We start from the raw sequence: 12,190 nt of genomic DNA on the forward strand, positions 1-12,190 counted from the left end.
ACCACCATAGAGCTTATCATTACCGGTACCACCGTCTAGGATATCATTGCCATTATTCCCATTTAGGGTGTCATCTCCTGCTTCGCCATAGAGAGTATCTGCCTGGGATGAACCATTTAAGGTGTCGTTGCCTGCTCCAGCTTGGATGCCAGATTTACCATCTTTAACTTGTAGGTTATCATCTTTATTTGTCCCGACAACTAAGTCTCTTGAGCCGATAACAATTGTCTTCATCAAATCATAGGATAGACTACCATACTGATTCTTAAAGGATTCATAACCTGCAAATCCTTGCTTTTCAAGGAATTTAAGATATCCAGCTAAGTATCCCAATTCTGGCTTCCGAACTTGAACAGTTGCATGTTGAACTGGCAGAACACGATCTAAGAGAGACATGTCCACCTGTTTTTCTTCCACTGTACGAAGATATGGCGTCAGTTCACGCAAGTGTGTTTGCTCCATCAAAGTATAGTAATAACCCTGCACCAAATTATCATAAATTTGCTTCAACTGAGGCGCTGAACCGTTATGAGGATTAGCTCCTGAAGTTCCTACAAATTTTTGCCCCAACATCTGCTCTACTATATGCAGATGGCGAGCATCCATGTGAGAACCACGGCTTCCTTCTGCAATTTCTGATGACTTAGTCATAATGCCGAGCATCTTTTCAACTAATCGAATCTGCTCCTGAGAGTCTTTTTCTTTCGTAAAGGCTTCCAGAGTTGCTTTCAGCGGTTGCTTGATAGCATCATTCATCAGCGCTTGATGAAGAGAGGGAAGAAGTCCCATTCCTTTTACATTTGGTAAAGCACGAATATCTTCTGAAACCTCGACCTCAACTAAGTTTTGCGTATCCTGTGAACTCTTTCTCACCCAATACTCAGCTAAGTTAGATGTTCCATTACCATCCTTGGTAAATGTAGCTACATTACCAATTACTGTACCTGATACAGTGGTCTCACCACTACGCTCAGCTTTTAGCTGAATAGCCTTGATACCCGCCTCTTCTAAGGTATAAAGTTCCTCTTTTTCTGACTGGCCATTTTGATTTCTGTCTTGCCATACCAATAATGATTTGTAAATCTCATCTTGGCTGTCAATGACTTGGTCTTTATTATCATCATAATCACTTAGAGCTTCAAAGCCTCCCTTGGCAAACTGACCATTTTTCAACTTGGTATGATCGCCAAAAAGTTCGCTACCATCATTGATCTTGCCGTCACCATTGCGGTCAAAAGCCAAGAAAGCATCATCTCCTTGAATCCAACTCATTCGCTCAGCGAAACCATTTTGATCTAAGTCAAAGTGAACGCCCTCTTCTAGCGATGTTGGATTGAAGCCATTGCCCGCCAAGTCCAGCACCAAGGGATCCACAGGTCTGGCAGACGAAGCTCCTTCAAATTGCTTCAGTTGTTCGCCTAAGAGCCAATCAGCAATTGCACTTCCAAGCATACCTGTAATGTTATATACCACAAAACCAAGTGCCAAACCGGCCATAGCAACTCCGAGAGCAGAGCCTCCCGATAACACTCCGACTAAACCAAGTAGGGATTGAGCAACAGAACTAGTAATCGCAAGATGTCCTAGACCTGCTGTAATTCCAGATTCAATCAACTTATGAGCTAGTCTGGCATTCCCCCGTTCATAATTACCAGCATAATAGTCAGGAGCAACATCTAAAGCTGTCTTTACAAACTCTACAGCTGTAAATCCTCTATCTACCCACTTTAAAACACTACTGCCAATTTTTCCAAGCTCTCTATAAGTATCGGAAAACCTAGAAATTTCTCTCACAGCTTTTTCATCACCATGAGATGCTTTTTCTCCTAGGCCAATCAACCATCGGTCAAAAGAGGTTAATTTATGTGCCTTTTTCCCTGACGCTTGTAGATAACGAGCGGTTGCTACCTTAGAAGGTTTATAGTAAGCGTCGTCCAGCATTTTATGAATCTGGGCATCCCCTACTTTCACCTTCATTTTTTCATGTGGAGTTAAATCTGAATAGCCTTCAAAACGTTTCTCTAAAATTTTGTCCTGTGAAAAATGTTTGATTTCATCATAGAGAACATCAAATTCACCCTTTCCTTTCTTGGGTTTTCCAGTCAGGGCAGAGTTGGGAACAATATCCTTTAAATGACCATTCTTATCATAGATAAAGGAGGCGTTTTTAAAGTCTGCATCAATCTGATTATGTTTTCCACGAACGATATCACTAATTTTCCTTTGTTGCTCTGCGGATATTTCGCCCTTAAAAGCATGATTTACTCTTTCATGGACAAGTCTACTCTTTTTCAGTTCGAGCTGTTCCAGAGCCGTTAATTTATTGAAATTTGGATAGTCCTTGCTCATTTCATAATTACTTTTAAAAAGCTTGTAATCATCAAAATCTACCCTATACCCTTCAGTCTTAGCACCCTTGCTTTTCTGACCTTTAGGCACCACATCCTTAAACTTGCCATCTTTATCAAAAATTAGTTCAGCATTCTTTAAGTTGCTATCAATCTCTTGATTCTTTCCCGAGATAATATCGTAGACTTTCCGCTCTTGCTCAGCTGTTAAATTACCAGTCTTGAGCAATTCCCTTGTTGCCCGTGTTCGATTGGTTTCTATAGCTTCTGCACCTTTTGGTTGCTGAAACTTGAGACCTTGCTTTTGGCTATATTCTGTCTGACTGAGGTCGATATACTCAAGAGGATCCTTTAGTTTCTTCCCTTGAGAGTCATGAGTAACACGATAAATAGTTCCTTTCTCCTGCCAACGAAGAGAGGCTTCCTTGACCAGTTGGAAACGCTGCATATCATCTAAGGGACGAAGCTTTTCGACGGGAAGGCCCATGACATGCGTCACTTCCTTTGACTGGTCAATCAAGACTTTTAACTCCGTCGTCACTAAGACACTATCTGAGCGAGACGCAGCCCCTACTAGGACAGGCACATCTCCCTTGGCATTATGAAGCATAAAATGTTTGGAAACCAAGTCGTTAAGCGATAAATTATTTCCATAAGAATACTTCAAACGGACATCATTATGATATGTGTCCCAGTCTCCACCTATAATTCTATCACGTATTTTATCATTTTCAACAACTGAATCTAGTACTTTTTTAAATTCATCATCATTTAGGATATTTTCCGCACCATTATTGATATAAGCAGCTTTCCCACCACTCTGTCCGACCATGGTGTCTACCGTTAGATAGACGGCAGATCTCGTCCCTTTACCATTACTCGTAGAGCCCGAATAAGCCATGGCAGCACCCCCATTAGAGGCACGGAAATCCATCTGCTTAATCTGCTCTCCTAGCTCCCTAGCAAAATCTTCTAAACCAGTCTTATCAACCGGCGCATGGTTTCTCAACCAAGCGATAATATCTGCCTTACTTTTATATGCCATTCTTTATCCCCTTTTTAAAATAAGTAATTTTAGAAAATGTTCTTTATTGTAACAATATCACCATCTAATAGTGCTGCCATGCCTTCTATGATAGCCTCTAAGACCTCGTCACGTCTATTTGCTAACTCTGGTGGAATGACTAAGTCTTGAATATCAAGTGCAGTTTCTGCAGGTTCAATTACTTTTTTATCTTTAATGACCCAGTCTTTGACAGTCCAAAATCGTAGCACAACAAAGTAAATGACATAGCCCTCAAAAAGTAGCCCATAGGTATTAGCAAACTCATCATCTAGTCCCCCAGAATATGTACAGACTAGATAACTCTCTCTCTCTCTCTCTGCAGCCCATCTACTTACACCAGCTACCCAGTCAGTGTACATCCCATGTGCCTTTAACAATTCTACTCCGTCTGCCGGAATAGGTCTTTCCTTTACGAATCCCATTGTGATTCCTCCTTAAATTTATTTCCTTTCCAATTATACCCTATTTTTTCTCTATTTGAAATCGCTTTTTTAGACAGCTTGTTCTATTTTGACGGTTTTTCTGCTGATTTTTTCAGTGCTAGGGAATAATTTTCCAGACTTTTTTATCCTAGTTTTTATCCAGCAAAAAACACCTCGTCGGCCGATAGAGGCTGACAAGGTGCTTGGTGCTATTTTCATTTTCCTAGCGCTCGCGTCGTGAGCTACCTGCCTGATAATCGGTCCGATTAGAGGCTGACTGGCGGGCTTTCTTTTTATTCTTCCTCCGAATTTCCAAATAAACAATGATAAAGAAAATCAGGAAAGGAATGCCCCAAAGGAGCTTGTGCTTAATCAAGAGCTTGAACCAGGACTTACCACTGATTGGCTGGCTGGCTACCTCCTTGGCTGTATCCATCATATTTTCCTGGACTTCTTCTACTTCGACGCCATCTGAAATCAGAGTAGTCACCGTTTCTAGGCCATTATCGACCCGCAAGCGATGATTCTCAACCACTAGCTTGGGATTGCTCCCCTTTTTAACTGTTGCATAAAAATCCTTGGTTAACTTATAGGTCTCCCCATTGATTTCATGCTGGCCAGCTGGCAAGATTTTCTTGTACTCATAGTCCGCATAGCTCTTTTCAATCAAGGCATTGCCAAAGGGATGACGGTAATACTCCCCATTTTGGTCCGACCAGTCACCAACCCCCATAATGACACTGATTAGGCGTTGGTCTCCTCTTTTAATGCTGGCAATATAGTTAAAGGCTCCCTTAGGACTTGAGCCGGTCTTAAGACCGTCCACACCCTCAATCCCATACTTGGCTCCGGGAAGAGAGTAGTTATAGGTCTCAAAAGTCTCTTGGTAGGGAGTTCCCTCCTTAACCGTCACCACCGGCTTATTGGTATGGTTTAAGATAGCCGGATGATTCTTGACAAAGTGATAGCCTAAAATAGCTAAATCACGCGCTGTCGTCTGGTTGGCCTCATAAATATCATAGCGTTGGGGATTATAGAGGCCCTTGAAAGAAACTGCTGCGGCACCACTGGCATTAAACCACTTGGTATTGGTCATACCTAGCTCCTTGGCCTTGGCATTCATCATGTCTAAGAAGACATCCGGATCATTATTCGAGAGGTAATTGGCCAGCATGACTGTTGTCGCATTGGAGGAGGGAACAGCCGTCATGGTAATCAGCTCGGATACCGTATAGTCCACTCCAGCCACAATCTTATTATTAGAAATCTCATAAATTCCCGCGATGGCCTGATCCGTAGCCGTCGCCTTAATCGTCGTCTCCTCGGTCAGCTTGCCCTGACTAATGGCCTCATAGGTCAGATAGAGGGTCATCAGCTTACTCATGCTGGCTGGATCCCGAACCTCATCCACATTGTCCTGCCAGAGAATATCCCCTGTATTGCCATCGATAATAATCGAGGACTTGGGACGATTGATTTCTTGAACATCTGAATAACCAGCCTGGCGGGTAATATCCATCAAGTCGTCAGCTCGACCGACCAAGGGTAAGAAAAAACCAGCAAGTACTAGGCCAGTTGCTAGGGTGATTTTTTTCACAATATTCCTCCTAATAGAAACTCATTCCTATCTAGTATACCACATTTTTCACAAGGAGAGCCCTCTTTTTCTAAGGACTTGCTGTATTTTTTCTAATTTTATAAAAAAATCTTTCCAGCCAGTCCAAGAGCTAGAAAGATAGGTTGAGTAAAGACCAAGCCCAGACTATTCTTAAGACTGGACTTGACCCTCATTTTTAAGTTACCCCCTTAGTCTAAGAGGCTAAGAGCTGCCTGATCTCCAATAAGCACTACATCTGGATGCTTTTGTAGGACACTAGCAGGTAGCTCCTCTGTAATTGGCCCCTGCACCATACCCCGAATAGCCTGGGCCTTGGCTTGGCCATAAGCAAAGAGGATAATGGACTTAGCCTGCATAATATTAGCAATCCCCATGGACAGGGCCTGGGTTGGTACATCTTCTAGGCGCTCAAAGAAGCGAGCATTGGCCTCAATGGTCGAGCTAGCCAAATCAACCAGATGGGTCTGGCTCTCAAAGCTAGTCCCAGGCTCGTTAAAGCCAATATGGCCATTTCTACCGATACCCAAAATCTGTAAGTCCACGGGATAATCCGCCAAGACTTGATTGTAACGCTCTACCTCTGCTTGCAAATCACTGGCCTTGCCATTGGGCAAAAAGCTAGCCTTAAAGGGCTTATGAGCAAAGAGCTTGTCCTGCATAAAGTATTGATAGGACTGAGGGTCTTGACCGTCTAACCCCACATACTCGTCTAGGTTGACACTGACCAAGTGACTGGTATCTAGCTCACTAGCTATCAGCTCCCGATAAAAGTCCAAGGGGCTGCTTCCCGTTGCTAGGCCTAGAGTAGAGGCCCCTGCTGCCAGTTTTTGGCGCAGGAGGTCCAGGGCAACTTTTCCACCTGCTGCTGGATTTTCAACTTGAATAACTTTCATCTGACACCTCCGTTCATTTCTAATTCTATTATATGGTATAGACCAATTTTTGTCAAGAAAAAGGAGGCTCAACCAGCCCCTTTTTTATAGACTAATAGGAGACAAAAAAGGGCCTCCATGATATAATAGAGGAATGATACTACAAACTTTATTTATTTTTATAACTGGTCTTATCCTCTTTCTTATCAGTTTCTTTTTGAAAAAGAGTCGGACTTGGAAAATCGTCTTGAGAATCTTGGGTATTGTCTTAATGGCTCTTCCCTTCCTGCTAATTCTCTACTTCTTTATCACCATTTCCCAAGCCCTATAGGAGAAACCATGAACACTGCTGATTTTGACTTTCATCTGCCAGAGGAGCTAATCGCCCAAACTCCTCTTGAAAAGCGGGATGCTTCTCGCCTTTTAGTGCTTGACCGAAAAACTGGCCAGATTACTGACCAGCACTTTGATCAGATTATCGACTATCTCAATCCTGGCGATGCCTTGGTGATGAATAATACCCGGGTCCTCCCAGCCAGACTCTACGGCAGTAAGGACCAGACAGGTGGTCATGTGGAATTGCTCCTCCTAAAAAATATCGAGGGCGACTCTTGGGAAGTCCTAGCCAAGCCTGCCAAGCGCCTAAAGGTGGGAGCCAGCATTAGCTTTGGAGATGGCCGCCTCAAGGCCCAGGTCCTAGAAGAGTTAGAGCATGGGGGCCGGATTGTCCGCTTTAGCTATGAGGGAATTTTCCTAGAGGTCTTAGAAAGCCTGGGAGAAATGCCCCTGCCCCCTTACATCCATGAAAAATTGGCTGATCGAGAACGCTATCAAACCGTCTATGCCAAGGAAAACGGATCGGCCGCAGCTCCAACAGCTGGTCTCCACTTTACCCAGGAACTTCTAGATAAAATCGCTGCTAAGGGAGTCCGCCTAGTCTATCTGACCCTCCATGTGGGCCTAGGAACCTTCCGTCCTGTCTCTACCGATAATCTGGACGAGCATGAGATGCACTCCGAATTCTACCAGCTATCTCCAGAAGCCGCCCAAACCCTCAACCAGACCAAGGCCGAGGGAGGTCGGATTATCGCTGTCGGAACGACTTCTATCCGGACTCTGGAAACTATCGGCAGCAAGTTTGACGGCCAGATTAAGGCCGACTCTGGTTGGACCAATATCTTTATCAAGCCAGGTTATGATTGGAAAATTGTCGATGCCTTTTCTACCAACTTTCACCTCCCCAAGTCAACCCTGGTCATGCTGGTTGCCGCCTTTGCCGGTCGCAAATTGACCCTAGAGGCTTATCAGCACGCTATCGCCCAGCATTACCGCTTCTTTAGCTTCGGTGATGCCATGTTTATTAAGGAGTAGCTAGCCTATGAATAAAATCGAAAGTCGCCACCGCCTCATTCGCTCCCTGGTCCTTGAAAAAAAGATTCGGACCCAGCAGGAACTCCAAGAATTGCTCCAAGCAAATGGAGTCAATGTGACCCAGTCGACCCTCTCGCGGGACATGAAATCACTCAATCTAGTCAAGGTCAATGAAAATGACACCTCCTACTATGTCATCAATAGCATTGCCCCCTCTCGCTGGGAGAAACGCCTCCGCTTTTATATGGAGGACGCCCTAGTCATGCTGCGGCCCGTGCAAAATCAAGTCGTTATGAAAACCCTACCTGGACTAGCCCAATCCTTCGGTGCCATTCTTGATGCCCTAGAGCTATCTGAAATTATCGCTACCGTCTGTGGGGACGATGTCTGTCTGATTATCTGCGAGGACTCTGATGGAGCCCAAGCCTGCTTTAACAAGCTAAAAGAATTTACCCCCCCATTTTTCTTTAGTAAATAAACTAAAACAACCAAGGCAAGGCCTTGGTTGTTTCTTTCTTTAATTCTTAAAAGAAGGTTGCTAGAATCAAGACGGCGATACTGATGGCCATCAAGACTAGGATAAATTTGCCGACAAATTTCCACCAGGTTCCCAGCTCGATACGGCCCAGAGCCAAGGCTCCCATAACGATACCAGAAGTTGGAGCAACCAGGTTAAGGAGACCAGAAGCAGATTGGTAAGCGGTGATAATCAAGCTTGCTGGTACATTAACGAATTTACCAAGCGGTGCCATGATTCCCATTGTCGCACTGGCTAAACCAGATGAAGATGGAATCAAGAAGGACATTGGTAGGTAGAAGATGTAGGTCAAAACGATAAAGACTTGTGAAGATAGACCTTTTAGACCTTGCTCACCCCAGTGAAGGATGGTTGCAGTAATCATACCGTCATTCATGATGACTTGGATACCACGCGCAACAGCTACAATGAGGGCAACCCCTAAGAGGTCAGCTGCACCATTCATAAAGACAGTGATGAAGCGTTCTTCTTCCATGCGGTAAACAAAGCCGATGATGATAGCCATAACCGCAAAGAGCATTGCTCCTTCTGGGAAGTACCAAGTACCTAGGGCTGAAGTTGATTTACCAACGATTTGGCCCAAGACTGGTAGACCAGTAATCCACTTGTTAAAGTCAGCAAAGAAGCTGATTCCAAGGTCGGTCCAAGGAATGAAGCTAGCAATCATCAAGACAAAGGTCAAGACAAAGAGGACCAGGACTTGCTTTTGTTTCTTGCTCAGGGTTGAAGGAGCAGCTTCACTTTCGCTAACATTGAAGTGTTTCAAGTCTTCCTCACGAGTGCTATAAACCAGGGATTTGGTTGGATCTTTTTGAATCTTGTCTGCATAGCGGTAAACAAAGTAGGTGCTAAGTGCAGTCATAACTACAAAGAGAAGGATACGCCAGAGAATCCCATCGGCAGTTGGAACACCAGCTGCTTCTGAGGCGATAACAGTCGCAAAGGGGTTGAGAATGGAGGCCAAGCAACCAATCTGTGAACCCAAGAGAATGATAGCTACCCCGGTCAGGCTGTCAAAACCAACCGCCATCATAACCGGTACAAGGAGGGGATAGAAGGCCATGGTTTCTTCACCCATACCATAAGTTGTTCCCCCAAGGGCAAACAAAGGCATGAGAATCACAATCAGCATCTTTTCGCGGCCCTTGTATTTTTTCACGATAGAGGCAATCCCTACATCGAGGGCTCCTGTTTCGTTAACCACACCTAGGAAAGAACCAACCATCAGGATGAAGAAGGCAACGTCGATGGCCTTGCCGACTGTTTCAGTTCCTAGCATGGCCCGAATCGGTGCCATCAGGATGTCCCAAATTCCCTGTGGGTTTTGGGCAACGGTTTTATAGGTTCCAGCAATCAACTTACCGGCCTTATCAGCTTCATATTGACCAGCTGGAATAATCCAAGTCAAAACTGCCATAATGGCAATAATGATAATCAAGACGGAATAAGATGAAGGCATCTTAAACCTTTTTTTATTTTTTTCGCTCATTTTTTCCTCCCAAATAGAATAAAATTGAAACGGTTTTGTTTCTTTATAAAAGCGCTTACCTTTCATTAACTATTTTAACATATTTACCTAAAAAAGACTAGGTCATCTGAAAGAAATCAGAAGTTTTCAGGAAATTTTTTCTTTAAAATATGAAAGAAGGCAAGAGGCTGCAGTGAAACTCTCCTTTCAAATGACATCCTACTAAACAGAAGAAAGCAGGTTGAAATCGACCGACCAAGGTCGACTCAACCGACCTACTTTCTATCCTTTTTCAATAATGGTTCCACTTTCAGACTCAATCAGAGCTCCTAGGTTTTCAAGGGAAGTAATAACCGCTTCTCCCTCTGGACGGCCATTGACAAAGGCAATAGCTGCCTCAACCTTAGGTAGCATGCTTCCTGGAGCAAATTGATCTTGTTTGATGTATTCTTCTAATTGGGCTACATTGACGCGCTCTAATTTTGCTTGGTCTGGCTTGTTGTAGTTAACAAAGACATAGTCTACACCAGTTAAGACGATGAAGAGGTCTGCTTCGACTAATTCTGCCAAACGTTGTGAAGCAAAGTCCTTGTCGATAACCGCCTCAACTCCATGAAGGCTGCCATCTGCTTCTTTGACAACAGGGATTCCGCCACCACCAGCAGCAACGACGATTTGGCCATCATTCAAGAGGGTGCGAATAGTTTCGATTTCCTTGATGTCCACTGGTTTTGGTGAAGCAACAACCTTTCTCCAACCACGACCAGCATCTTCCTTGAAGGTTGCGCCACTCTTTTCAGCTTCTGCTTTTGCTTCTTCTTCTGAGTAGAAAGGTCCGATTGGCTTGCTGAGGTTGCTGAAGGCTGGGTCATTTTTGTCAACCACAACTTGGGTAACCACAGAAGCTACTTCTTTTTGAATGCCTTCTTTGAGGAGGGCATTTTGCAAAGCATTTTGCAACCAGAAACCGATACTTCCTTCAGTCATAGCAACCAAGGAATCAAGCGGGAAAGCTGGGTTCTTTTCAGAATCAGCTGCCAAATGTTGAAGCAACAGGTTCCCAACTTGTGGACCGTTCCCATGAGTGATGATCAAGTCATCTCCATTTTTAATCAATTTAACCAAGTGATTGGCTGTTTCCACCAAAGCCTCTTGTTGAGCCTTAGCTGATGGGTCTGATGAAAGGATTGCATTTCCTCCCAAAGCAACGACGATTTTACGATTTGCCATTTATCATATTCTCCTTATTTTATCCTAGAAAAGTCCCCTGCGAGCCCCTGAGACTGCATAATCGGGACTCACAGGTCAGGCTCTGCCTGCTCCTTTTCTTTTTTTTGAATGACTTCATAAAAGAAACTTTCATGAAAAATGAGGACTGGACTAAAGCTATAGTCGCAGCCCTCATCGCTGTTGGTATTATGGTTTCTAGTTTACACTTTTGGAATGAAGAGGTCACCAAGAGTAGCTGCCATAACCGCCTTGATAGTGTGCATGCGGTTTTCAGCTTGGTCGAAGTGACGAGCGTACTTGCTGCGGAAGACTTCGTCTGTAACTTCCATTTCTTCTACGCCGAATTTTTCAGCAACGTCTTTACCGTAGACAGTTTCTGTATCGTGGAAGGCAGGCAAGCAGTGCAAGAAGATAAGGTCTTCATTGCCAGCTTTCTTAACCAAGTCCATATTTACTTGGTAAGGTTTAAGGAGGGCTACACGCTCAGCAAACTTGTCTTCTTCACCCATAGATACCCAAACGTCAGTGTAGAGAACATCAGCGCCCTTCACTGCTTCGTCAGCATCTTCAGTGATGAGGATACGAGAGCCAGACTCTTTTGCAAAGCCTTCTGCTAATTCAACGATTTCTTTTTCTGGGAAGAGTTCTTTTGGTGAGAAGATGTGAACATTTACACCAAGGATTGCACCAGTTACCAAGAGGCTGTTGGCAACGTTGTTACGGCCATCACCACAGTAAACCAGAGTCAAACCTTCTAATTTTCCAAAGTTTTCTTTAACTGTCAAGTAGTCAGCCAACATTTGAGTTGGGTGCCATTCGTCAGTTAAACCATTCCATACTGGAACACCTGAGTGTTCAGCCAATTCTTCAACCATGCGTTGGCTGAATCCACGGAATTCAATCCCGTCGAACATACGGCCAAGAACCTTAGCAGTGTCTTCTGTTGATTCTTTTTTGCCGAGTTGGATGTCGTTCGCTCCGAGGTATTCTGGATGAGCACCAAGGTCGATAGAAGCTGTTGTGAAGGCTGCACGAGTACGAGTTGAAGTCTTTTCAAACAAGAGAGCAATGTTTTTGCCTTCTAGGTAACGGTGTTGAATATTGCGTTTCTTCAAATCTTTCAAGAAAGCAGAAAAGTCAATCAACCATTCCAATTCTGCACGACTAAAGTCTTTTTCTGCAAGGAAACTTCTACCTTTAAATACTGATGTTGTCATTTTATTATCAATCCTCTTTCTTAAAATAATGTAAATAAAT

Annotated in this window: 10 protein-coding genes (1 of these 10 running past the window's edge); 3 read left to right on the top strand and 7 right to left on the bottom strand. The window is 43.9% G+C overall.

The genetic code is table 11. The features are described 5' to 3' along the window. From C4K46_RS10555 to C4K46_RS05035, 4 genes are all read right to left on the bottom strand, one after another. Positions 1–3,393 carry the start of a calcium-binding protein gene (locus C4K46_RS10555; protein ID WP_245335142.1) on the bottom strand. 3,636 nt of this gene lie to the left of the window's left edge, so the window shows 3,393 of its 7,029 coding nt (coding positions 1–3,393); the start codon lies at positions 3,391–3,393; its stop codon lies off the left edge, out of view. 29 nt (positions 3,394–3,422) lie between these two features. Then, positions 3,423–3,836, bottom strand: coding sequence for a hypothetical protein (locus C4K46_RS05025; protein WP_209627802.1), 414 nt, complete (start codon positions 3,834–3,836; stop codon positions 3,423–3,425). 223 nt (positions 3,837–4,059) lie between these two features. Further along, on the bottom strand, positions 4,060–5,433 hold the full coding sequence (locus C4K46_RS05030; RefSeq protein ID WP_420853775.1) for a DUF1958 domain-containing protein: 1,374 nt from the start codon (positions 5,431–5,433) through the stop codon (positions 4,060–4,062). 209 nt (positions 5,434–5,642) lie between these two features. Next, on the bottom strand, positions 5,643–6,347 hold the full coding sequence (locus C4K46_RS05035) for a glucosamine-6-phosphate deaminase (protein WP_209627803.1): 705 nt from the start codon (positions 6,345–6,347) through the stop codon (positions 5,643–5,645). Positions 6,348–6,480: 133 nt separating this feature from the next. On the opposite strand from C4K46_RS05035, the gene C4K46_RS05040 reads away from it, so the two are divergent. Genes C4K46_RS05040 through C4K46_RS05050 form a run of 3 tightly spaced genes read left to right on the top strand, consistent with a single transcriptional unit; the run spans position 6,481 to position 8,175 of the window. After that, on the top strand, positions 6,481–6,657 hold the full coding sequence (locus C4K46_RS05040; protein ID WP_209627804.1) for a hypothetical protein: 177 nt from the start codon (positions 6,481–6,483) through the stop codon (positions 6,655–6,657). An 8-nt stretch (positions 6,658–6,665) separates the two neighbouring features. Then, positions 6,666–7,697 (top strand): tRNA preQ1(34) S-adenosylmethionine ribosyltransferase-isomerase QueA, encoded by a 1,032-nt coding sequence (queA, locus tag C4K46_RS05045; protein ID WP_209627805.1) that lies wholly within the window; start codon positions 6,666–6,668, stop codon positions 7,695–7,697. 7 nt (positions 7,698–7,704) lie between these two features. Beyond that, complete coding sequence (locus tag C4K46_RS05050; RefSeq protein ID WP_209627806.1) at positions 7,705–8,175, top strand: arginine repressor; 471 nt, start codon at positions 7,705–7,707, stop codon at positions 8,173–8,175. A gap of 46 nt (positions 8,176–8,221) precedes the next feature. On the opposite strand, the gene C4K46_RS05055 is transcribed toward C4K46_RS05050, so the two are convergent. From C4K46_RS05055 to argF, 3 genes are all read right to left on the bottom strand, one after another. Continuing rightward, positions 8,222–9,724, bottom strand: a complete 1,503-nt coding sequence (locus C4K46_RS05055) for a YfcC family protein (RefSeq protein WP_209627807.1) — start codon at positions 9,722–9,724, stop codon at positions 8,222–8,224. A 261-nt stretch (positions 9,725–9,985) separates the two neighbouring features. Then, on the bottom strand, positions 9,986–10,933 hold the full coding sequence (gene arcC, locus C4K46_RS05060) for a carbamate kinase (RefSeq protein WP_209627808.1): 948 nt from the start codon (positions 10,931–10,933) through the stop codon (positions 9,986–9,988). Between the two features lie 200 nt (positions 10,934–11,133). Next, positions 11,134–12,150: an ornithine carbamoyltransferase gene (gene argF, locus C4K46_RS05065; protein WP_209627809.1), complete on the bottom strand. Its 1,017-nt coding sequence runs from the start codon at positions 12,148–12,150 to the stop codon at positions 11,134–11,136. Positions 12,151–12,190: the final 40 nt, after the last annotated feature.

Source organism: Streptococcus oricebi (genome assembly GCF_017883985.1).
In the GTDB taxonomy this organism is placed as follows: Bacteria; Bacillota; Bacilli; order Lactobacillales; family Streptococcaceae; genus Streptococcus; species Streptococcus oricebi.